At 48.4% G+C, this 23,599-nt stretch carries 19 protein-coding genes, 1 other RNA gene and 1 pseudogene; 4 read left to right on the top strand and 17 right to left on the bottom strand.

Annotation, left to right across the window (positions count from 1 at the left end; translation table 11 throughout):
• The first annotated feature begins 7 nt into the window (after window positions 1–7).
• Window positions 8–1,021, top strand: coding sequence for a PQQ-dependent sugar dehydrogenase (locus EGV91_RS16075; protein WP_135505507.1), 1,014 nt, complete (start codon window positions 8–10; stop codon window positions 1,019–1,021).
• 22 nt (window positions 1,022–1,043) lie between these two features.
• Here EGV91_RS16075 and EGV91_RS16070 read toward each other — a convergent pair whose 3' ends face one another.
• The 3 genes from EGV91_RS16070 to EGV91_RS16060 are packed head-to-tail and all read right to left on the bottom strand — an operon-like array spanning window position 1,044 to window position 2,800.
• The gene (locus EGV91_RS16070; RefSeq protein ID WP_135505501.1) at window positions 1,044–1,541 is read right to left on the bottom strand and encodes a GNAT family N-acetyltransferase; all 498 of its coding nucleotides are present in this window, start codon (window positions 1,539–1,541) and stop codon (window positions 1,044–1,046) included.
• 16 nt (window positions 1,542–1,557) lie between these two features.
• Window positions 1,558–2,568, bottom strand: a complete 1,011-nt coding sequence (locus EGV91_RS16065; protein ID WP_135505499.1) for a S66 family peptidase — start codon at window positions 2,566–2,568, stop codon at window positions 1,558–1,560.
• 25 nt (window positions 2,569–2,593) lie between these two features.
• Entirely contained in the window at window positions 2,594–2,800 is a 207-nt protein-coding gene (locus tag EGV91_RS16060; protein ID WP_135505497.1) for a hypothetical protein, read from the bottom strand.
• Window positions 2,801–2,976: 176 nt separating this feature from the next.
• Here EGV91_RS16060 and EGV91_RS16055 point away from each other — a divergent pair, with 176 nt between their 5' ends.
• Window positions 2,977–3,621, top strand: coding sequence for an SDR family oxidoreductase (locus tag EGV91_RS16055; RefSeq protein WP_135505495.1), 645 nt, complete (start codon window positions 2,977–2,979; stop codon window positions 3,619–3,621).
• A gap of 42 nt (window positions 3,622–3,663) precedes the next feature.
• Here the strand turns inward: EGV91_RS16055 and EGV91_RS16050 are convergent, their stop codons facing one another.
• A complete protein-coding gene (locus tag EGV91_RS16050; RefSeq protein ID WP_135505492.1) occupies window positions 3,664–3,921 on the bottom strand; it encodes a hypothetical protein in 258 nt (85 codons plus the stop codon).
• 177 nt (window positions 3,922–4,098) lie between these two features.
• Between EGV91_RS16050 and EGV91_RS16045 the strand changes: the two genes are divergently transcribed.
• Window positions 4,099–4,899, top strand: coding sequence for a TIGR00266 family protein (locus EGV91_RS16045; RefSeq protein ID WP_135505490.1), 801 nt, complete (start codon window positions 4,099–4,101; stop codon window positions 4,897–4,899).
• Window positions 4,900–4,997: 98 nt separating this feature from the next.
• On the opposite strand, the gene EGV91_RS16040 is transcribed toward EGV91_RS16045, so the two are convergent.
• Together EGV91_RS16040 and EGV91_RS16035 are read right to left on the bottom strand one after the other, a co-directional pair.
• Window positions 4,998–5,210 (bottom strand): hypothetical protein, encoded by a 213-nt coding sequence (locus EGV91_RS16040; protein WP_135505488.1) that lies wholly within the window; start codon window positions 5,208–5,210, stop codon window positions 4,998–5,000.
• Window positions 5,210–6,808 (bottom strand): amidohydrolase, encoded by a 1,599-nt coding sequence (locus tag EGV91_RS16035; RefSeq protein ID WP_135505486.1) that lies wholly within the window; start codon window positions 6,806–6,808, stop codon window positions 5,210–5,212. The genes EGV91_RS16040 and EGV91_RS16035 overlap by 1 nt, the downstream gene beginning before the upstream one ends.
• Before the next feature lie 181 nt (window positions 6,809–6,989).
• Between EGV91_RS16035 and EGV91_RS16030 the strand changes: the two genes are divergently transcribed.
• On the top strand, window positions 6,990–8,327 hold the full coding sequence (locus EGV91_RS16030; RefSeq protein ID WP_135505484.1) for a hemolysin family protein: 1,338 nt from the start codon (window positions 6,990–6,992) through the stop codon (window positions 8,325–8,327).
• Window positions 8,328–8,363: 36 nt separating this feature from the next.
• Here EGV91_RS16030 and EGV91_RS16025 read toward each other — a convergent pair whose 3' ends face one another.
• From EGV91_RS16025 to EGV91_RS15975, 11 genes and pseudogenes are all read right to left on the bottom strand, one after another.
• Entirely contained in the window at window positions 8,364–9,293 is a 930-nt protein-coding gene (locus tag EGV91_RS16025) for a sulfurtransferase (protein ID WP_135505482.1), read from the bottom strand.
• Between the two features lie 4 nt (window positions 9,294–9,297).
• On the bottom strand, window positions 9,298–12,873 hold the full coding sequence (locus EGV91_RS16020; protein ID WP_135505480.1) for a dynamin family protein: 3,576 nt from the start codon (window positions 12,871–12,873) through the stop codon (window positions 9,298–9,300).
• A 129-nt stretch (window positions 12,874–13,002) separates the two neighbouring features.
• Complete coding sequence (locus EGV91_RS16015) at window positions 13,003–13,761, bottom strand: SDR family NAD(P)-dependent oxidoreductase (RefSeq protein ID WP_135505478.1); 759 nt, start codon at window positions 13,759–13,761, stop codon at window positions 13,003–13,005.
• A 165-nt stretch (window positions 13,762–13,926) separates the two neighbouring features.
• Window positions 13,927–15,429, bottom strand: coding sequence for a carboxypeptidase M32 (locus tag EGV91_RS16010; protein ID WP_158290630.1), 1,503 nt, complete (start codon window positions 15,427–15,429; stop codon window positions 13,927–13,929).
• A gap of 54 nt (window positions 15,430–15,483) precedes the next feature.
• Window positions 15,484–17,394: an ATP-dependent DNA helicase gene (locus EGV91_RS16005; RefSeq protein WP_135505476.1), complete on the bottom strand. Its 1,911-nt coding sequence runs from the start codon at window positions 17,392–17,394 to the stop codon at window positions 15,484–15,486.
• Between the two features lie 51 nt (window positions 17,395–17,445).
• Complete coding sequence (locus EGV91_RS16000) at window positions 17,446–18,582, bottom strand: THUMP domain-containing class I SAM-dependent RNA methyltransferase (RefSeq protein ID WP_135505474.1); 1,137 nt, start codon at window positions 18,580–18,582, stop codon at window positions 17,446–17,448.
• Window positions 18,583–18,699: 117 nt separating this feature from the next.
• Window positions 18,700–19,077: RNase P RNA component class B (gene rnpB, locus EGV91_RS15995), an RNA gene on the bottom strand.
• Window positions 19,078–19,126: 49 nt separating this feature from the next.
• Window positions 19,127–19,419: pseudogene (gene gpsB, locus EGV91_RS15990) on the bottom strand (cell division regulator GpsB).
• Between the two features lie 98 nt (window positions 19,420–19,517).
• On the bottom strand, window positions 19,518–20,768 hold the full coding sequence (locus EGV91_RS15985) for a ribonuclease H-like domain-containing protein (RefSeq protein WP_135505472.1): 1,251 nt from the start codon (window positions 20,766–20,768) through the stop codon (window positions 19,518–19,520).
• 7 nt (window positions 20,769–20,775) lie between these two features.
• Window positions 20,776–23,046: a DEAD/DEAH box helicase gene (locus tag EGV91_RS15980; RefSeq protein WP_135505470.1), complete on the bottom strand. Its 2,271-nt coding sequence runs from the start codon at window positions 23,044–23,046 to the stop codon at window positions 20,776–20,778.
• On the bottom strand, window positions 23,043–23,417 hold the full coding sequence (locus EGV91_RS15975; RefSeq protein WP_135505468.1) for a YppE family protein: 375 nt from the start codon (window positions 23,415–23,417) through the stop codon (window positions 23,043–23,045). Before EGV91_RS15975 ends, EGV91_RS15980 begins: the two co-directional genes overlap by 4 nt.
• Window positions 23,418–23,599 lie beyond the last annotated feature (182 nt).

The following is a 23,599-nucleotide window of genomic DNA, read 5'->3' as shown; positions in this document are numbered from 1 at the left end:
TTTTGTTATGAGGAAATTTGTTTTGCCTTTTCTATCCGTTGCGCTTCTTGCGGCATGCAATGACGCTCCTGCCAATCCCGAGAACGCGACTGCCCCTACGGAGGCGATTGCACAAGGATTGGATTCCCCTTGGTCGATCAATAAAATCAACGATGAATTTTACATTTCGGAACGCCCTGGCACTGTCGCACATGTAAATGCGGAAGGCGTTGTGGCGCACCAGCAAGTTAATTTCTCCGATCCATTGTCAAATGCGGCTGAAGCTGGCTTCCTTGGATTCGTTCTGGCAAAGGATTTTGAAGAAAGCGGCAAAGCTTACGGCTATTATGTTTATGAACGGGATGGCAAGTCTTTCAATAAGATTGCACGCTTCCAGCTCGAAGGCGATGCTTGGCAAGAAACCGAAGTTTTGATTGAAGGCATCCCGACGGGGAATGTCCACCACGGAGGCAGACTGGAACTCGATGAAGAAGGTGCCCTCTATGCAACCATCGGGGATTCATCTGAACCCGATCTTGCCCAGGATATGGGTTCAGTCAATGGCAAGATCCTGAAGTTGAATGACAACGATGAATTCATCATTTATTCCAGCGGCCACCGGAATCCCCAAGGCATTGCCTGGAACGGCGATGATATGTACGCTTCTGAGCACGGCCAATCTGCAAATGATGAAATCAATATTATCAATGAAGGCGATAATTACGGGTGGCCGCTCATCGAAGGCGAAGAAGCCAAGGACGGCCTCGTCACTCCTTATTTTACGACGGGTTCAAATGACACTTGGGCACCTAGCGGACTGGCCATTCAGGATGGCCTGCTTTATATTGCGGCACTCCGCGGCACAGCTGTGAAGGTCATGGATCTGGAAACGGGCGAAGTCACCGACTCCATCGAAGGGTTCGGCCGGGTCCGCGATGTTTACTCGGACGGGACAAATATTTATTTCATCTCCAACAACACGGATGGACGCGGAACACCGATCGAAGGCGACGACAAATTATATAGGCTCAGCAATGAATAAAAGCGCCTTTTGGGCGCTTTTTTCATAGGAATTTAACCATCAGCTCTTCATCGACATAGCGACCGCCGATTTTCATCGCCCGCACATCGATTCCGTATTTTTCAAAACCCAAATTTTTATAGAGTTTCAAAGCAGCAGTATTTCCACTGGACACCGCCAGATACAATTTTTCGATTTCTTCAATGGCGCCAGCGGCCGCGATGAGTTCTTGCATCAATCGATGCGCGATGCCTTTCCCTCTTGCCGAAGCTGTCACGTAAACGGCGTAGACGGATGCCCGGTGCCGCAGTTTTGTTCCTGTGTCACGCGACAGTGTCACATTGCCTACCAGTTTACCTTCCAGAAAAGCGCCGAATGTCATCGCATCTGTACCTGCCAGCCGGTCAGCTGTCTTTGACAGCGGTGCACGCTGGGCATCTTCCAGCGAAGCCCCGAATGCATCTCCGTCGTTCGCCAATGCTTCCAAGCGAAGAGCCCTGTAGTCCATCGCATCAGCGGTAGTCAATTTCCGGATTTCCATGGACATCGCTCCTTTATCATGAAAATTGCATCAACATTTTTCCGGTTCCGCCGCCCGCTTCAATTACTGCGTGTGCTCCATTGACGAACGTAAGCTGAGGCGGTACATGGCCGCAATCGATATCGTAGATGATCGGAACTCCCAATTCTTCCGAAAGATCGGCGTACATTTTTTCAGCAGTGTAGCCATTGACCGGCTCATTGGCCGGGCTTCTGCCGAAAACGATGCCGGATATGCCATAAAACCAGCCTGCATATTTCATTTGCGTCAGCGATCGTTTCATGTCGGCAATATTCATTTCACAATTCTCCAAGTACCAGATGACTGGCTCTCCCGGAATGTGCTCCTTGCGGAAAGCGTCGACATCACCGTAGGGAGTGCCGATTAGATGGCGGATCACATCGATGCAGCCTCCGAGCAACCGCCCTTCCATATGTTCAGTTTCACCAGACACCGTTTTCCACTGGGTTTCTTCGGTCAGATGAAAAACGACAGGCGATGGATTTTCATGGTCCCAGCTCAGCTGGAATTTTTGGGACGCCTCCTGCTCGATGCTTTCACCTGCAGCCGTTTGAAGCACTTCGAGCCATTTCGCGCTGACAGCATCCGTTTCCGGCCCTCTCAAATCCACGAAATTCAAGCCATGCGCCGTCGCAATACCCGTTTTCAACGTCATTGCCAGTAACAATACGCTGATGTCCGAATAGCCCACAACCCATTTTGCGGGGATTTTTTGAAAATCCATGAATTCCAGGATTTCAATCAATAATTCCCCTCCCCATGGCGGCATGACGATGTCTATAGAAGAATCGCTTAACATTTCCATCAACTCGGCGGCTCTTGCTTCTGCCGGAGCCGATTTGGCCAATGCTTGCGTCCAAGCAGTTTCACCGACTGTGACTTGGAAGCCCCTTTGTTCTTGCCGCTTGATTGCTTGTTTCAGCGTATTGTGGATTTCTGGAGCAACGCCGGATGATGGCGCCGTCACTCCAATCGACTGCTTGGATAATGCTGGGTAAATGATCATATCGCGGCTCCTCCCTTAACTTCCATTATGTAAAATAAATGAGTCCATAAAGCAATGCGCAGAGGATGACTCCCCCTAGCAAAAATAAAAACGATTGGGTTAAGAAGTCCCAGATGACACTTGGTTTTCGATCAAGCTTTTTTACATCCATTTGCGCTACACCCAATGAAAGCCCTGATGAATGGAGTTCGTTCGTTGTTTTGTCTGATTTTCGTATACGGCGTGGTTCCATAAAATTCCTCCTAAAACGTTAAATTGAAAAAAAGTAGATTAGTTATATTATACTAAAGTGCCGCAGCTTGTGCAGAAATTTTTTTATTATTTCGAAAACCCTTGATTCGTTCGCTTACTCCCTTCCATGAAGGGTATATCAGTAAAAAGATATTCAGCGAGGAGGTTCAGATACAGATGAAAGTATTAGTGATAGGAGCAAATGGCCAAATTGGCAGGCATCTCGTCAAACTGTTGGCTGACAGCAGCGCTCATACGCCAATCGCCATGATCCGAAGGCAGCACCAAATCAGCTTTTTCAATAGCCTTGGAGTCCAATCGGTTTTAGCGTCGCTCGAAGACAGCGTAGATGACATCGCACAAGCAATGCAGGGCTGCGATGCTGCTGTATTTGCTGCAGGCAGCGGCGGTGATACCGGCGCGGACAAGACGCTGCTGATCGACTTGGATGGTGCCGCCAAATCAATCGAAGCCGCCGAACAAACCGGAACTGACCGCTTTTTAATGGTCAGCGCCATCCACGCTGACAAACGCGAATCATGGGGAGACGAAATTGCCCCTTATTATGTCGCTAAACACCATGCAGATAACATTCTCCGGACGAGTGGCTTGAACTACACAATCATCCGGCCGGGGCTATTGACAAATGATCCGGGAACTGGCCGGATCGAGGCAAGAGAAAGCCTGGAATCCGGTCCGATACCGCGCGAAGATGTTGCCGGCGTCCTTTTCTATTCACTCGACAATGTCCATGTGTTTAATAAAACCTTCGAAATCATATCAGGAGATGTTTTGATTGAAGAAGCCCTAAGCCAGCTTTAACCCAAAAGACGCCCTTTCTCATTACAGAAAGGGCCGTCTTTTCTATGCTTGTACGTGTGGCTTGGCTTTCAAACTCTTTACGCCAAGAACTGCCTGGAAAACGAATGCAATAGAACAAATGATGATTGCAGCCCAGCCAAGTGTATTGATTGGCTGCAAGAGCACTGTCCGAAGAACAATCAGCAGCAGCATGGCCGCTAAAGCGAAATTCACGATATACGGCTTGTCGTAAAATTTCTTCAATGAATAGCCAGCGAAAATCGCCACCGCGATAATTAATAATGATAATGCCATCTCCATAATATATCCCCATCCCTAAACGGTTTGTCTAAATTTTAGCACATTTCGCTGGCTACCGGAAGAGCACCTCTTTAACGACCGGTTCATTGCAGGAGTTTGATGAAATTTGGCGAAACCTTTAGCGTATATAGACCGTATAAGCAGTATGGAAAAATAGAATCTTGAGGAGGAACTTACTTGAATAATCATGAAATCGATTTTAAATTACACGGTGACGATATGCAATTCGTTGAAGTCGAGCTAGATCCAGCAGAGACAGTGATTGCGGAAGCTGGTGCATTGATGATGATGGAAGACGGCATCACGATGGAAACCATTTTCGGCGACGGTTCTAAGAGTTCAGGCGGCTCCGGCCTCATGGGCAAGCTGATGGGTGCCGGCAAGCGTGTACTGACGGGTGAAAGTTTGTTTATGACTGCTTTTACGAACAACGGAACGGGCAAACGCCATGTTTCGTTTGCCGCTCCTTATCCCGGTAAAATTATCGCCATGGACTTGAGCACGCTCGGCGGCAAAATCATTTGCCAAAAAGATTCTTTTTTAGCAGCAGCCAAAGGCGTTTCCATCGGCATTGAATTGCAGCAAAAACTCGGAGCCGGCTTTTTTGGCGGCGAGGGCTTTATCATGCAAAAAATCGAAGGCGATGGCTTAGCTTTTGTCCATGCCGGCGGAACGCTGATCCGAAAAAATCTTCAAAAAGGCGAAGTCCTTAGAGTCGATACCGGCTGCCTCGTTGCCATGACAGCTGATGTGGATTACAATATCGAACGGGTCGCAGGCATCAAGACCGCTTTATTCGGCGGCGAGGGCTTGTTCTTTGCTACACTGCGCGGACCTGGAAGTGTTTGGATCCAATCGATGCCTTTCAGCCGTCTGGCGAGCCGCGTCTTTGCGGCTGCACCCCAAAACCCCGCCGGCAGCTCACAAGGTGAAGGCAGCATCGCCGGGGGCTTGTTCAATATATTGGGCGGCAAATAACATTCCGCAAACATAAAGGGCAGTCCGTGAAAGTCTTAAAATGACTTTCACGGACTGCCTTTATTTTTTCATCATAGGTTCATTGAAATCAGAATCCTTTATTGCTCTTTGCGCGTGCGCATTTCTTTCACAATGCCTTCAAATTTATCAAAATCGAATTCGACACTATTCGGCTTATAGAAATACAAGATCGATTGGCGTTCGCCTTGTGCAAGCATAAAATCTACAACCGCTTTCGGGCTCCCCATATCGACACCTGACTTTTCGGCTGCTGCCAAACTGTCGAGGATCGCTGTTGGTGTCACTGGCATCAAACCATCCCCTCTTTCTGCTTTGCTTTCGCTTTCTTGGCAAACATCACTTCACCCGCAACGACTGTCATCTCCACTTGCGCTTCAACGATTTGTTCCGGTTCTCCTGCAAACAAATCCCGATCCAGCACGGTGAAATCTGCGTCAAAACCGACCAGGATCCGGCCGCGTTCATGCTCTTTGCAGATTGCCGCTGCACTGCCGCTTGTATACAATTGAATCGCTTCGAAGCGGCTGAGCTTTTCGTGCGGCATATAGCCTTCGTGTGTTTCGTACGGCTTTCTTCTCGCTACCGCTGCGTAAATGCCAAGCAGCGGATCGACTTCTTCGATTGGCGCATCCGAGCCGCCAGCTGAAATCAGCCCCTTATCGAGCAGGCTCTTCCAAGCGTAGGCCCAATTGATGCGCTCGACGCCAAGCCGTTCAACGACCCATGGGAAATCCGAAGTCACAAAGCTTGGCTGAATGTCCAACGCCACGTCCAGTTTTTGCATGCGTTCGACCAAATCTTCCCGCACAACCATTGCATGGATCAGCCGGTCCCTTTTCCCTGCCGGAACAGGATGGGCTTCGATCGCGTCAAGCGCTTTTTCCATTCCCAAGTCGCCGATCACGTGGACAGCAACCGCTTCGCCGTGCTTGCGCGCCATCCCGACGAGACGCTTCAACTCATCGTCGCTGTGCATCGCCACACCGCTTGTAGCCGGGTCGTCGTTATACGGTTTGCTGAGCAACGCCGTTTTTCCGCCGATTGAGCCGTCTGCAAATATTTTCATTGCGCCCGGATCAATAAAGGGTTCATTGTATTCAGCCGTTTCCATCATGTTTTCAAATACGCTATGGGCCCGCAGCAGATGAGCCCGGAATTTCAAGGGTCCGCCGATGACGTTTTTGAACGCCTGCAACGGCCGGTTAAAATCACCGTAATAGCCCATGTCTTCCGTGTGGGCACCAGTCAACCCGAGCGACAGCAAATCCTCCACAGACGTTTTCAGGGCAGTCGTCAGATAGTCGACACTCACTTCCGGCACTTGGCTTGAAACAAGGTCTTGCGCAGCATCCAGTAAATAACCGGTCGGCTCGCCGTTATTGTCGCGGACGATGACGCCGCCTTCGGGATCCGGTGTGTCTTTTGTGATGCCTGCCAATTTAAGCGCACTTGAATTCGCCAAAATGGCATGGCGGCAAACGCGCTTCAACAGCATCGGTGATGCAGAAATCTCATCCAATTCGTCTCGATGGAAAATTTTGCGGTCAGCAAAATTGTTTTCGTTCCAGCCTTCCCCGATAAACCATTCGTCTATTGGGAGGTTTTTTGTCGAGCGGATCAATTCCGCTTTCATTTCTTCTGCTGATTCGATCTTGGACAAATCCACCCGCAGCAATTTTTCGCCATGGCCGATCATGTGCATATGGCTATCGACAAAACCTGGATAAAGGACTTTACCCTGCAAATCGATTTCTTCATCCGCCCGCTTTTTCAATTCACTATAAGAACCTACCTGCTCTATTTTACCATCCGAAACGAGCACCGCTTCAACGGTTTCGCCTTCCGACGCCATTGTATAAATAATGCCTCCATGCCATAAGGGTTTCATGATGTCACTCCTTTTCTACTCTTTATCATAAATCCAAAACCATACGTATTCAACAACATTGATTTTAAATTGCTCAAAAGTTGAGTCAATTTGCCAGTGCAACAAAATAGCGGTAAAATATGCTATAATTAAGTCCATATTTTAGAAAGCTGAGGTGAACCCTCCTAGCCGGAGGGAACAATTGGACAGTATACTTATTTTAAATTTGTTTTTGGTGGCCATATTAATTGCTTTAACCGCGTTATTCGTCGGATCGGAGTTTTCAATGATTCGGGTCAGGCAGTCGCGGATCGACCAATTGATTATGGAAGGCAATAAAAACGCAGTGTTGACAAAGAAAATTTCAGAACACCTGGATTATTATTTGTCCGCGTGCCAACTAGGCATCACCGTCACTGCCCTCGGGCTTGGTTGGCTTGGTGAACCGACTGTTGAACGCATTCTGCACCCGGTGTTCGAGAATTACGGAATTGGCGAACCGACGGCATCTGTACTATCATTTGCCATCGCTTTCACCGGTATCACGTTTTTGCATGTTGTACTGGGCGAACTTGCGCCTAAAACTTTGGCAATTCAGTATTCCGAAAAAATGGCTTTGTTCTTTTCGCGTCCGTTGATCATTTTCGGCAAGATCATGAATCCGGCCATCTGGCTGATGAATGGTTCCGCCCGCTTGCTGCTTCGCTTATTTGGCGTTGAGCCTGCTGGCCATGAACAAGCACATTCGGAAGAAGAATTGAAAATCATCATGAACCAGAGCTATCAAAGCGGAGAGATCAACCAGACTGAATTGTCGTATATGCAGAACATCTTTTCTTTCGATGAACGCCAGGCTAAAGATGTCATGATTCCGCGGACGCAAATGGAAACGATTTCGCTTGAAATGGATCATAACGATTTAATGGAAATCGTCCGTGAACATCAATATACCCGGTATCCTGTAACCGAAAATGGCGACAAGGACGATATTATCGGTTTTGTCAACATCAAGGAAATGCTCACCACCTTTTCAATGAACAATAATTTAAAAGAAAGTGTCAATGTTCATGACATTCCTTTTGTGGTAGAAGGTTCTCCGATTCAAAACGTATTGCTGACGATGCAGCGGCAACAAGTTCATATGGCGATTGTCATTGACGAATACGGCGGCACGGCCGGTGTCATAACGATGGAAGATATCCTCGAAGAGATTGTCGGTGAAATCCGCGATGAATTCGACGAGGACGAAGCGGATGAAATCAAAGCGCTTGATGCCCATAATTATTTATTAAGCGGCCGCGTGCTGCTTTCCGACCTTGAAGACCGCTTTGCCATTTCTTTTGATGACAGCGAAGACGTCGATACGATCGGCGGATGGGTCCAAATGAAGAACACGGAAATCAACGAAGGTGAATCAATCGATTTGCCGGCACATACGATTACCGTCATCGAAATGGAAAACCACCAGATCATCACCGTCCAGCTGACGCGCAAAGAAACACCAGAACCAGCTGAGATTGAAACTGCAGAAAAAGAATAGACAAAACCCCCACTTTGAAAAAAGCGGGGGTTTTGTTTATTTTCCGTTCAACAATGATTTCTCGTATTCGAATTTCTTCATCAGCATTTCACCTGAATAACCTTCGTCGATCAGGCGTGCAAGCAATGCTTTTGTTTCATCATCGGCTGCTTTCGGGTGTTCTTCGCGGTCAAATTCCACGACGTTCGCTTCATCGGTGATCCAGTCTGAGAAACTGCCTGTGTAGAGTTTGAGTGAATCGTGCCCCTGTTCCGCTAATTTAGCGTATAAAACGGCTGCTGAAACACCGCTTCCGCAATAAATAACCGCGGGTTCGTGTTTTTGCAGCACTTCGCTAAAGTCGGCTTCCCCTTTAATTTGTCGGTTTTCAACCAAGTTCTCCCAGTCGAAATTGCGCGCACCCGGAATGCGGCCCGATACAGGATCAATCGGCTCTTCAAGCCCAGCATAGCGTGCTGCGGAACGGGCATCTACTAGGACGCCAAGCTCATCGCCGCTGATGATTTTCTTGACGTAATCCTGGTCTGCGTAGAGCGGCTCTTCAAAATTCAATGCCACATCCGTGCGATCGAACACCGGCACTTCAGTAGAGACATTGATTCCTTGTTTCTGCAAGTCTTCAAATCCGACTCTGCTGATAAAGGCGTTTTCAAACCCTGCATATTTCAACAGCCACCATGCACGGGCAGCAAATGGCGCACCGCCTTGGTCGTAGACGACAACATGGTCTTTCGGATCCAGCCCGCTGGCATGGATCAACTCTGCGATTTTTTCTTTGCCAGGCATCGGGTGGCGGCCTGCATTCGATGACATGTCGGATAAATCTTCTTCCAAATCCCAGTAAATCGCCCCTTCGACATGGCCTTTATCGTACATGTTTTTGCCAGATACAGGATCTTTCAGATCAAAACGAGCATCGATCCAGCGATAATTTTCCGTGCCTTGGACATCTATAAAAACTTTCATTCGATTACTTCCTTTCGCGTGAGAGAGTGGATAAAGATTTTTTCCATTCGTCCAAAATTTCCTGCTGCTGCAGCAAGGTCCGTTCGGATTCAATCTGGTCAACCGCCTGCCTCAGGATATGCTGGCGCAGCCCTTCTGCTTCCTGGTCGACCAAATGCTCCGCCCAAGCGCCGAGCCGGGCTTTTTCAATTGCTAAGTATTTCTGGGCGTCCGGCTGCATCAATGATTGCAATGCATCGCGGAGCTTCTCTTTTTCATTTTTCTCGAAAAAGGCTTTATTGTTTTTATAATACCCTTTAACGCTGCTGTAATCCGCTCGTTCGAACGGTTTTGAAACATCGCCGACTGGCGCTTCTTCCACTTCATACGGTGTGAAAGAAAAGTCCGGATTCAGTTCTTTCAGCTTTGCAGTATCATCCTTGAAACGCATCAGGATTTTCTTATCGATAAACTGGGACAGCCTGAAATTCGTAACACGCAGCTCCTGCTGAAAATCGAATGCTGCCATCTCGGTTATCTCTGCCAATGCGCCGTCAAGCGCTTGCTGGGAACTCTTGCCGGAAAAAGCTGACGGGTTGAACGCTTCTTTGAAAAAGTCGTTGAAGCGGTAAAACACGCGCTGGTTGACGTAATAAAGCAATTCGTCAAGTTCCTGCAGCGTCTCGCGGGACAGGATTGCCGAAGCAGAGGCACTGAACAATATCCGCAATTGCTGCTCCAGTTTTTTCAGTTCCGACAAGCGCTCGTCTTTGCGCATCAAATTCCGTTCCGTCTGTTCGATCAGCCCTTTAAAGCGATCAACAGCCTTCTGTTCTTCTTCCGCCAAAGACTGCACTGCCATGCCTTTCAATTCATCTTTCAGGAAATGCTGGAATGCTGTTTCGAATTCCGGCACACCCGAACTGGCGCGCTCGCGCAGGGCTTGCAGGCTGGATACACCATAAAGCCGTGGGAAACGGATGCCGAAGCGCTGCAATTCATCTCTTACATAATCAACGACAGCTTGTTTTTCTTCTTCGTTGTTTGCCAAATCGATGGCATTGACAACGAAAAACATCTTGTCCATCTCAAAAGCATCCTTGACGCGGCCAAGCTGAATGAGGAACTCCCGGTCCGCCCGTGCAAATGCATGGTTGTAATACGTGATGAACAAAATCGCGTCGGCATTGCGGATGTATTCGAATGCCACATTCGTATGGCGGGCATTTATCGAATCTGCTCCCGGTGTATCTACTAGTGTGACGCCGTTCCTCGTCAATTCGCAGTCGTAGTAGAAGTCGATTTCATCGACGAAGCAGCTGCGTTCCTCTTTGGCCACATACAAGCCGAACTCTTCCCGGTTGACGCGGAGCGTCTTGCCAAGCTCTTTTTCAAATTGCGTATAGCCATTTCGGAACGCATTGATGAATGATTGATGGACTTGTTTTTCCGTCGTATCACTGGCAGGAAGCGAAGATGATTTTTCATACGCTTCCGGTAAAGTCTGGATGGCAATCCCCAAAGCCTGGAAAGAATTTTGGACGTCTTCGGTCATTTGAGCGACTGTTTTCAGCCGGACATCCGCCATTTCATGTGGATGCTCTGCCGTCACCGGCCGAATCCGGTTGATTGTAGCGGTTGTCGGATTCGGCGAAACCGGCAGCACCGATTCCCCCATCAACGCATTGGAAAAAGAAGATTTTCCCGCACTGAACGCACCGAACAATGCGATCGTAAATTCCTGGTTTTCAAGCCTTCCTACTTTGCGTTTCAAGTATTGCGCAGTTTCCATGAACCCTTTGACTTGGCCAAGTACAGCTGCGGTCTGGCCAGCGCGCTTGATAACTGCGTTTTCATCGAATTGCTGGACAGCCAGTTCTTCTTCCGGACGCTCGTCCGTTTCACGCACTTTATCGGGTGCAAGCATCGAAGGATCGAATACCGTCATTTCATCTTCGTCAAGATGAAATTCTTCCTGCCATTTAGCAACCTTTTGTTCAGCCGCTTCTTTCTGTTTCGGCAGCATAGCTGAGAATGCGCGCTTCACTTTTGCAATACGCTCGTCCATTTCTTCAAGCGTCGCGATCGCCAACATTTTTTGGCTGAGCCCTTCCGCTTTCATATCCATTTCTGTGCTCGCATCATCTGTTAAGCCGTTGAACTTTTCTTCTTGTTCATTTTTCCAGCTATCGGTTTCTTTAATGAACCAGCGCTGGACAGCTGTCGTAATACTTTTGGCGATATTCAGCACGGCATCTGCTGTTACGGCACCATTTTTCGGAATCCCATCATCCACCAGGGAAAATGGCACATGAAATTCTGTTTCATCGATGGAAATCGATTCGCTGTCCGTCAGCAGGCCAGCATCTTTCAATGAATTTTTCATCAATTTTTTCAAATGGCTTGTGATTTGTGAAGCTGTGACCGCGTCCAAATGGCCAGCCACTTCCTGTTGCCTTGCATTCCGTTCTTCCTGCGTTTTTTTGGCGCTGAACAATAAACCGACTTTAAAGCCAGGCTGAACCGACTCCATGTAACTCGTCAATGCGCTGCGCATCTCATAAGGCATGATATTGGCATTCTCAACGAGCTCTTTGCGGCTTTTCTCGAATTTCGATTTCCAGTTTTCAAAGTCCAGCACAGACAAGCGGCGTTCCACTTTTTCATTTTCCAGCTTCAGCTCATTGCGCATTTCCCATTCTTCTTCGGTCAACACCGAAGAAAAGGCAGCCAGCCGTTCCATCTGTTCGGCTTCCAGGAATTGCAGGTGTTCATCTTTTAATTGCTGCAGCGCGGAATGGGTGGCTTCACCGACATGCCCTTTCCAATCGTTCATCGTCGAAGAAACCAGGCTTTTCACTTTTTCAAAATCGTTTTCCGGAAAATTAAAATCCTTCAACGAGGTAAAGAAGATGCCTTTTGGCACAACGCCCCACGCCGCAAACGAATCATGGACCGTTTGCTGAAAATCCGCAAACGGAATCTCATTCGACTGGTGCTTGTCGATTTGATTGACGATCAAGTACAGCTCAGTGTACTTTTGGAGTTCTTTCGTAAAATTGAAATTCAGCTCAGACTGCACATGGTTGTAATCCATAACGTAGAAAACCATATCCGCGACGTGGAGTGCTGACTCGGTGGACATCCGGTGCGCATCGTCTGTCGAATCGACGCCTGGGGTATCCATGACAGTGATGCCTTCCGGAAGGACCGAGTCGTGGTGGCCGATGTCAATTTGGGTGACATCCCCGCTTTTGCAGAATGCCTTGACGGCTTCAAAATCATAATTCTCCGGGAAAAAAACAGGCTTTTCGTTTTTCATGTTGACGATTGCGAAGTCTTTTTCTGCTTTATGTACGTTAACGATGTTAGCGCTGGTTGGAATCGGGCTGGACGGCAAGATCGTTTCACCTGTCAGCGCATTGATCATGGAGGATTTGCCTGAAGAAAAATGGCCGGCAAAACCGATGATGAAATTGTTCTTAAGTATTTTTTTAGCAAAAAGCTCCGCTTTAGCCGCGCGCTCCGTGTCTTCATTGGCTAAAAAAATCTGGTGGAGCCTCGCTGTTTCAATCAATTCGCTTTTGTGGTCCTGTGTCATGTAAGTCTGTTCCCTTCTTCCGGATGTTCTTTGTTAAACCTTCCAATACTGCTAATATCATAACATTTTTTCAAGCGGAACGAAAAAAATCCTTCCCTGTTTCCAGGAAAGGATTTCGCCAAGCAGTGATCAGGAAAAACCGTGGATCGACATGCCGCCGTCAACGAATAAAGTTTGCCCGGTTATGTAGCTCGCTGCGTCCGATGCCAGAAAGACCACAGGCGTAGCGACTTCCGGCAACTCTCCGACGCGTTTCATCGGCGTCACTGCAAGAATCGAATTTAAATACTCTTCATCGCTTAAGATTTTTTCTGTCAGCGGTGTGCGGAAATACCACGGGCCGATGGCATTGACCCGGATATTCTTCGGCCCCCATTCCATTGCCATAACGCGTGTCATCTGGATAATTGCCGCTTTGGAAGCCGCATAGACGACGCCCGTTTTCAAGGCGCGGTCGCCTCCGACGGAACTGATATTGATGATTGACGCGCCTGAAGCCATCTCTTTGGCGGCTTCCTGTGAAAACATGAACACGCTATGCGCGTTGGTGTCCATAATTTTATGCCATTCCAAATCGCTTGCGTCTTCTAATTTGGAGCGGATGTTCATGCCTGCGTTATTGACCAGGATATCCAATCCACCGAATCTTTCCACCGTTTTCTGAACAGCATTGCGGATTTGGTCCCGTTCTGTGATGTCTGCAGCAATAAACGAAGTCCGTTCGTTGCCGATCTCTTCTTGCACGCTGCGCAGATCCGCTTCGGTCCGCGCCACCAGCATAACATTCGCACCTGCTTCTGCCACCGCCATCGCGATGGCACGGCCAATGCCTTTGCCAGCCCCTGTCACAATTGCAGTCTTGCCTTCCAAACTGAATGATTTCAACATATGATCGCCTCCTCTTTCATTATAATCATTGTTTTCGGTCAATTGCTAAGGCAAATGAAAAAAGCATGAAAAAGGTTTCCCTTGTCCATGCTTTTAGAGTTATGAAGATCTGTATATTCCTTCAATGTGATGTCTAAACGGAATATCGTTTTTTAAATCACTTCATCAGTTCAAATTATATAGGCTCGTGTATTTCTTCTCCAGATAATCGGCTAGGTAATCGGCATTCAAGCCTTCGCCTGTTGCGTCTTCCAGGATCTCCAGCGGTTTTTTCATGGCGCCGTGCTGGTGGACGTTTTCCGTCAGCCATTCTAAGATTGGCGCCGCATTGCCTTCTTCAAGCAAAGCGTCGAAATTCGGCAGATCCTTCATCATCGCATTTTTGAATTGTGCTGCGTAGATATAGCCCAACGCGTAGGAAGGGAAATAACCGAAGCTTGCGCCTGCCCAGTGGACGTCCTGCAAAATGCCTTCCGCGTCAGTTGAAGGGCGAATGCCCAGATATTCCTCGTATTTCGCGTTCCACAGTTCCGGCAAGTCTTTCACTTGCAGGTCGCCGTTAAAGAGCCCTTTTTCAAGTTCGTAGCGCACCATGATATGCAGCGCGTAGGTCAGTTCGTCCGCTTCAATGCGGATAAGCGACGGCTTCGCTTCATTGATGGCACGGAGGTATTGTGATTTTTCCACATCCCCGAAACCTTGGGGTGAAGCGTGCTGCAGGGCTGCGTAATTGCGGTTCCAGAAATTTTCGCTGCGGCCGATGAAATTCTCGAAAAACAGCGACTGGGATTCATGAATGCCCATCGATGCACCGGTTTCAACCGGCATGCCGGCAAGCTTGCTGCCCAGATTTTGTTCATAGACCGCATGGCCGCATTCATGGATGGTGCCGAACACCGCAGAGCGGAAATCATGCTCATCGTATTTCGTCGTCACGCGGATGTCCTGGCGATTGATGTTGGTCATGAACGGATGGACGGTTTCATCCAGGCGCCCGGCGTCAAAATCATAGCCCAATTGCTGCAAAATCTGCAGGCTGAAATCACGCTGTGCTTCTTTTGGAAAATGGCTGTACAGAAAATCCGTTTCCGGCTTGTTGTCGGAGTCGGCGATTTTTTTGACCAAACTGCCTATGCGCTGGCGCAGTTTGCCGAAAACTTCATCCAGCACATCCGTCGTCATGCCCGGCTCGTATTGATCGAGCAGCGTATTATACGCACTGCCGTTCTTCTCGCCCCAATAGCCGATCATTTCTTTCGTTTTTGCTACCAGCTTTTCCAAATACGGCTCGAACATCGCAAAATCGGATTCCTCTTTTGCGGTTTCCCAAACGGATTCTGCTTTCGACTGCAGCACGACGAATTCTTTATACGCTGCAGGTGGAATTTTCTTGCTTAAATCGTATTCTTTCCGGGATTCTTCGACGGAACGCTTCAGGACCGGATCTAATCCGATCTTCTCTGCTTCTAAACCAGATAATACTTCACCGAATTCATCTGACGTCGACAAAGCGAAAAGCTCAGATGACAGGGTGCCGATCGTCTCGGACCGCAAATCCACCCCTTTTTTAGGAGCGCCTGTCCGCAAGTCCCAGTATAGAAGCGAAATAGCTTCTTGATAGGCACGCATTTTAGCGACGTGCTCTTTATATGATTGCTGTAAATCCACAAAAACCCCTCCAATATAAGCATTGAAACATCAGTGTATCATAACCCGAAAGGCCTATAGGAAATTTTTTGCGGCTACCGGCAAAACTTTATCCCAAAGATGTTCTATCACCAATTCTTCTTCGTTCAATAAAAGGTGAATTTCTCCATAATCACGTGATGTCCTGATCAAACGGCCGATGCCTTGCTGAATGCGCAGCTGCATAAACGGCAAATCGATTTCTTCAAGGGGGTTCAGGCTGAATTTGCGTTTCGCTTCGAAAACCGGATCTTTCGGCGGCAAGGGCAAATCGACAATGATGACTTTCGTCAAAGCTTCACCCGGCAAGTCCAAACCTTCCCATAGATGATACGAACACAGCACTTGGAATTTGCCTTCCTGGAAGTCTTTGACGACTGTCGACAATTCCCGGTCCCCTTCAAATTCAATCGTGTATTGATGTGCAAGCGGCAGAGACTGCTTGAAGTTCTCCATATCAATTTTCGATTTGAACAATACCAAGGTCTGGTCTCCACTTGACAACAAGTCGAAGACGCGGCTGAATTTTTCTTCTTGCGGCAGCGCATGCTTGAAGATTTTCATGACTTCTTCGTAATCGAATGGCGACGGCACCGAGAACGATTGGAAATCGTCGATGCCTAAGCTGTCAGCGATATAAGTAAAGTCTTTTTGAATGGAAAGCGTTGCAGAAGAAAAAATGATCGGCATTTTGCCATCGAAGAATTTCTCTTCCAGGATATCCGTCACTAAGCGCGGCATGATGACGAGCGTCTCGATTTCATCTTTCACTTCGAGCCAGTTGACGGCATCGCCTTTTTCGACAAATAATTTCATGGCGAATGTATAAAGGTCAAAATACTCTTCCGCAATTTTCAAATCGTATTCCGGAATGGTGTACAATTCGCCTTCAAAAACGAACTCTTCCAATAGCGAATCGATTTTATTGATCAGCTCATGGCCGAGCATCAATAAATCGTCCGATTTGGTGATCGCTTTGCGATCCTCGTCCGACGCAATCGTATTTGCGCGCAACACGCGGAAAAATTCATTGTGTAAATCAATCGTTTGCTCGATCAGGCCGAGCGTTTTTTCACGTACGCCATCAACCATGACGCGTTCCGTGACATTCAGCAGCGTCATTTCCTGCACTTCGTACGTCAATGCGCGCTGTGCAGCAAATTCCAATAAATGCCCTTCATCCAAGACAATTTGCGAAACTTCCGGCAGCAAAGGCGTCTGGCCTTCGCGGATGCGGGTTTCTTTCGTCCAGATGTGCTCCATCAGGAAATCGTGCGAACAGATGACGAGGTCGGTCGCTTCGCGGTAATGGTTGCGGTGGATCGTCTGGCCGCATTTATTGCGCAGCTCGCACGCCGTACAGTTCTGGATCGGGTGGTAATTGACTTGCTGCCATTCGTCATCGGTGACGTCAGGATAACTTGACCGTTCGCCGTACGGATACGTGTTCTGCATCGAATACGTTTTGTTGACAAATTCCGGCAAACTGAATTCAATATCGTCCAGGAAATCGGCGTCGCTGCGCTTTTGTGCGCCTTCAAGCCTTTGCAAGCATAGATATTGGTCCCGCGATTTGGCCAGGCGGACATCCAATTTCAAATCGAACATGGCGTCCAAACGGTCGATGTCGCCGCCTTTTTTGACAAGCTGTTCAATCAAAGTTTCGTCAGCACAGGAAATCAATGCCGGCTTGCCGGTATAGCGGGCGTAGGCAATGGCTGGCAAAAGGTACGCCAATGTTTTTCCGGTGCCGACGCCTGCTTCGGCGAACAGGACGGATTTGTCTTTCAGTGCCTGCTCAATCTGAAACGCCATGAAAATCTGTTCATCGCGCAGATCAAAGCCTTTTTCCGGCAATTCGTCGTAAAATACGTCCCCGATCCAGTCATTCAGCGATTCAAAGAATGTTTTATCTTTCGATAATGGAAATGGTAATGGCTGTCTCATCTAATTCTCCTCACAGAGAAACGGAAGGGCTGGGGCCCTTCCGTTCTCATGTCATTTGTTTTTCGAGCGTTCTCCCCAGAATTGGAACAAGTCCGTGCGGATAAAGCCGTTGAACAGTTTGCGTTTTTTCGTGGCCGGCTGGCCGTATAAGGTTTCAAAACGGGCCATCGATGACAGCATATAAACCGACCAGGTCGGATGCTTCGCAAAGATGTTGCCCATATCCTTGATCATTTCTTCAATCACTTCGATTTCACCGATCCGTTCGCCGTATGGCGGATTGCCGATGACGACGCCGTTTTCTTCATTCGTCGTAAAGTCTTTTATTTGGCGCTGCTGGAATTTGATGATGTCGGCAAAGCCGGCTTCACGCGCATTTTCCTCAGCCACTCTAATCATTTTGTGGTCGATATCGGTCCCAAGAATGTTCAGCGGCTGGTCGTAATTGGCAAGCTCTTCCGCTTCTTCTCGGACATTGTCCCAAATCTCCTGCGTCATCCAAGGCCAATTTTCGCTGTCGAAATCACGGTTATAGCCTGGCGCGATGTTCTGTCCGATCATTGCTGCTTCGATCGCAATCGTCCCGGATCCACAGAATGGATCGACAAAAGGCCGGTCCGGCGTCCAACGGGATAGTTTCACCAAAGCTGCCGCTAAGGTTTCTTTCAACGGTGCTTCCCCTTGATCCAAGCGGTAGCCGCGCTTATGCAAGCCTGCTCCGCTCGTGTCGATCGACAATTGGACTTTGTCTTTCAAGATCGACACTTCGATTTTAAAGCGGGCACCCGATTCGTCCAAGAACGAGTTGCGGTGATAAGCTTTTTTCAAGCGTTCCACAATCGCTTTTTTGACGAGTGCCTGGCAATCCGGCACACTGTAAAGCTTTGATTTCACTGATTTCCCCTGTACTGGGAAATTGGCATCGACCGGCAGGAATTTTTCCCATTCCAACGCTTTCGTTTGTTCAAACAATTCATCGAATGTATACGCGCTGAATTCGCCCGCGATGATTTTCACGCGATCTGCTGTCCGCAGCCACAGGTTGGTGAACGCGATATCGCGTTCGTCCCCCTCGAAAAACACTTTGCCGTTTTCGGTTTGTGTTTCGTATCCAAGCTGTTTCAATTCGTCTGCTACGATGGACTCGAGGCCCATGGCAGCTGTCGCTAATAATTTAAATTTAGTCATATAAGCTCCTTTTCCTGTCCCTGTTTTTTAAAGGGGCAAGTTCAATCCGATTCTCTAATAAGTAGAAAAGCTCCCCGCAAGGAGAGCCTTCAATAAGCATTTTAAAGCCAAACGAAATTCTATAAGCCATGTTTTGTTTCCACGTACTCAAACAGCTTTCGCCTCGTACTAGTGGACGGCAACCATCTATCTGCAAGCCTAGCCTGCCTCTTCCTCCGTTGGATTCCATCGGAAAAGTGCCCCTACCATAATTTGGGTTTCTCACTCGCGGGGTTTACCTCGTTCCACCTGCATAATTTCTTATGCAGCTCCGTCACTGTGGCACCTTCAGGGTATTTCGGCCGTATCCGAAGACTTAGGCGTTCTACCCGCCGTCAACCGCTATGCGGCTGCCTCAGCTTATTGTTTCGCTGAGCGCGATCACTACGTCCATTGCAGGGCCGTGTGAGCATGGACTTTCCTCTCCAGACTGAACTGGAGCGATTGCCAGAATTTCAGATGGCTTAACAAGTATACGCTATAAGAGCGAAACTTTCAATCCCAATCAATTGTTGTTCAATTTGCTGCCAAACACGTGGTTTTCAAGATGGGATAAACGGCGCAAAATATCGAAATTGGTTGTTCCTGGAGCTGGAGTTGCCTGTTTTCTCGGCATATCTTCCATCTCAGCACGAAGCCGCTTGTTTTCGTTTTGCAATTGTTCGATTTTTTTGCTGAAGATTTCATAGTCCTGGATGATATCATCTAAAAATGGTCCACTTCATCCTGGTTATAACCGCGCATTCCCGTTTTGAAGTCTTTTTCCAAAATGTCTTTCGCTGTGAATTTATTGTCCATTTTAATCGTCCTTCCGTAACGTGCAACTAGATATTGACGTTTTTGCAAAATAAAAACTTGCTTTACGCTAAGTATAGCATAAGGCAAGTTTTGCGTGTCTAGTTCTTATCAAGTTGCAGCCCTTTTTTTCGTTTTTTTTCATGAAGACGGATCAGCCGTTTATGGATGTCCTGCTCAAGCGATTTCCGCACGTGGGTATGCTCGCTCGCCTCTTTTGCAAAATTGGCCATGATGATCGCCTGGTCCACTTTGCGCAGCTGATGTTCGTACAGTTTTGAAGCGTGGACCCAAGCTTCGACTTCTGCTGCCCCGCGGAGATGCGGTGCCGCTTCTTTAAAAAGCTTTACTGCTTCGGCGTGGTCACCGCTGCGTTTTTTCTGGATGGCCAGGAAAAATCGCGCCAATGCAGCGCCGCTTCCGCGCTCTTGTGTAACATGTTCCAGATAAGCCGCACTTTGGTCGTATTGTTTCAAGTCCGCATACCATTTGCCGATATTGGTATAAGCTCCGCTTGTTTCTGACACCATATCCTCCATCAGCAGATCCGATGACAGCACATACAGCGAAACGAGCGACAGAATGTCGAGCTCGTTATGAAACAGCACTTTAGCCAGTCCATCCGTATAGCCGCTTTTCACCGCATCAAGATAAATCGCCGGAATGAGGAAGCCCGGGACATCGCCGACCCGCTCGAATCCCAGCTTTTCCGCTTCGATCGTGCTGAGCTTCATGCGCTCGAGTTCATTTTTCCAAATGCGTTTCGTGCCATGGAACAAATCAATCTGCTTCGGCACCGGCAGCTTCGGCAGCGTTTGCCGGTGCATCGTCCACCTGGACGTCAGCTGCGGCCAATCAAAGCTTTTGCCGTTATAGGAAAAAATGGTCGGCTCATCGGCCTGCCACAAGCCGGTTTCGTAAAGAAACGCAGCCTCATGAGAGGGATCGGGCATAATGTATTGCGTCATTTCAAAATGATCGCTTTTCTTCACCAGGATGCCGATCAGGAAAATATAAGCGCCCGTTCCGCTGAGGCCAGTTGTTTCAGTATCAAAAAACAGGATGGGTTCTTCTTTTTTCAATTTGAACGGATGCTCAAACGGCGCTTGTTCCCACGCAGTCCGCACCCGGTCCAGCTCCGACAGACTAACATTGCCATGAATCGTATCGAGCGGGTAACGGATCCGTTTCACGTAAACAAAGCCGAAGCGGTTTTCAATCAATTCCAGGCCGATGCCCGCCCATGCTTCTTCAAAAGCAGGCCGTTCAATGGTTCTTGGTTTGGCTTGCTTTTTAGTCGGCTGCTTTTTCAGCATGCCTTTCATCTGCATCAATTTATTTTCAAACGACATCGGACGGTCACCCCTCTTTTCGAAGCTCGTTCAACAAGTCGATTACATGATTTTTCATGCTGACAGCTGCATCCTGTGCACCAATGCATGACGGACAGCCATCAAAACACGGACATTCTTCCACGTGCTGCTGCGCTTTTTCAAGCAGCGGCTGCCACAAATCGTAGATGCGCTCGCTGATGCCGATGCCGCCCGGGTATGAATCATGGATAAAAAAGGACGGCATGTCATTATGCGGCGATTTCACCTGCGGCACGACGTGGACATCCCTCCTGTCACATTGGACAAAAATCGGGATGAATGACTCGATGGCGTAAGCCGCTCCGGTCATTGTATCCGACAGCTCGGAATCGCTGAATTCCGCAGGTTTTGTAAAACTTAGCCAGGTCGATGAAGTATGGAGCTCTTCAGCAGGCAGCGTAATCGGCCCCGAACCGATATTATCGTGTGTATCGAAACGGATTTTCTTGAAAATCGTCGGCATCGCCAAAACAGCGATATCCCCATATTGGACATCCGATCCGTAGAATTTCTTCGACTTGTCTTCACTCAACACTTTCAATTCGACCGCCAGATTGGCGTCCGTGAAATAATCCACATCAACTTCCGTGACGAAGGCTTTCTTTTCTTCCCAGTCCAGGATCTCAACTTGAAATTGTGTCCCCTGATGCAGGTAAATCGCTTCTTCGTGCAACAGCGTCATGGCGCTGAAACGATCCATCTCTCCGATGACGCGTGTATTCGCCGGCACCGATTGGTCGATGATGACGACATTTTCCTGGGATGCGGAGCGCAGGGAGATGTCATGCGCCGGGAATCGGTCGCTCATCCAATGCCACCGTTCACTTGTGCGCACCAGAACCCCTTCTTCCTGCAAATACTCCAGCAACTCCTGGACATCGAATTCCCCGTACTGATCGTCTGTCGAGAAAGGCAATTCAAAAGACGCGCATTTCAAGTGGTCCATCAAGATGATGATATTTTCCGGGTGGATGCGCGCTTCCTCAGGCGATTGATCCAAAAGGTACTCCGGATGGTTGATGATGTATTGATCGAGCGCGGTGGATTGGGCCACATAAACGACCAATGATTCATCTTGCCTTCTGCCGGCGCGGCCCGCCTGTTGCCAAGCGCTGGCGATATTGCCAGGGTAGCCGGTCATGATGCAGGCCTGCAGCTGGCCGATATCAACGCCAAGCTCAAGTGCGTTCGTCGACACGACACATTGAATCGAACCGTCGCGCAGCCCCTTTTCAATGGCACGGCGTTCGGTCGGCAAATAACCGCCGCGGTATCCTTTAATGGATTCATCCTGCAGCTTCGTTTTCGTGATGGCCTGCAAATACGTGACAAGCATCTCCACCCGCACCCGGCTCTTCGCAAAAACGATCGTCTGGATCCCTTGTTTGATCAAATGGGTCGCGAGGTCCCGCACTTCAAGAACCGCGCTTCTGCGTACACCGAATGTCGGATGGACAATCGGCGGATTGTAAAAGACAATATGCTTTTTACCGGACGGTGCCCCGTTCTGGTCGATCAGCACATGCTCTTCATTTGTCAGGCTCTCTGCAAGTTCCTTGGGGTTGGCGATTGTCGCGGAGGTACAGATAAACACCGGGTTGCTGCCATAAAATTCACAGATGCGCTTCAGCCTGCGGATAACATGTGCCACATGGGTGCCGAACACACCTTTGTACGTATGGAGCTCGTCGATGACTATATAATGAAGGTTCTCGAAAAGCGATACCCATTTCGTATGGTGCGGCAGAATTGCCGAATGCAGCATATCCGGATTGGTCATGACGATTTGTCCCGCTTTTCTCACTTTCGTACGGATCGCCGGTGACGTATCGCCGTCATAGGTATAGGAAAGGATATCTTTCTCCGTTTTCTCGATCAAATCGTGAAGATCGCTTTTCTGGTCTTGCGCCAGCGCTTTTGTGGGAAACAAATACAACGCACGCGCGCCCGGGTCATTGAGGATTTTATGCAGCACAGGCAAGTGATAGCAATACGATTTGCCGGATGCCGTAGGCGTCACTGCCGTAAATGACTTGCCGTCCACTGCCAGATCGAAAGCCTGCCGTTGATGCGTATAAAGCTGTTCAATCCCTTTTTTCCGCAGCGCCGCCTTTAAACTTTCATGCATAGCCGGCGGGAAATCGGCATAAGCAGCCGGCTTTTCCGGTTTCGTATGCCAATGTTCTATCCGTTCCATCATGTCCGGCTCTGTTTTCCATTCAGCGAGCAGCTCAGGTAGCTTCTTTTTTCTGATCATCTGTCTTCGCCCTTTTCGTCGATTTCGTCGATGGCCAGCATCAGCGTCTGCAAGGTGTATTGCGCCGCCTGGATGGTTTGGACAAACCGTTTTTTGCTTGTCTCTTTATAGAAACTTTGTACAAAAACTTGCGCCATGCCTTCCGCAGCCGTATCGATCGTTGGTTTATGTGCATATTTTGGCCGCTCCTGCTGGATATAAAGCAAGGATTCCCGCTGCCATTCGTTTATCTTCTCGTGCCAGTAATCTGCATATGGTTTCACATCTTTATAGAAATCCGGTACCGCGTCTTTTTCGCGCATGGCGTAAAAGCGGTCCAGGCATTTTCCGCATTCGTCAAATAAGGCGGAAGAGAGTTCTTTAACTGTCATTTATCGTCCCTCCATTGCCATTAGTTTATCATATAAGCAAAAGCTTCACTAACTTATCGAACAAGCATTCTTTTCATTTGGATTTGCCTCAGGAATCCGCTATTATTAGGCTAGCCTATTTGGAACCTTTCATACCGGAAGTCGTCTTAGTCCGTGTGATATGATAAGATAAGCGAGGTGTA

The sequence above is a fragment of the Planococcus koreensis genome (assembly GCF_004761975.1).
GTDB lineage: Bacteria > Bacillota > Bacilli > Bacillales_A > Planococcaceae > Planococcus > Planococcus koreensis.
The sequence above is the reverse complement of the archived record's forward strand: the minus strand, read 5'-3'. Positions and strand labels throughout refer to the sequence as shown.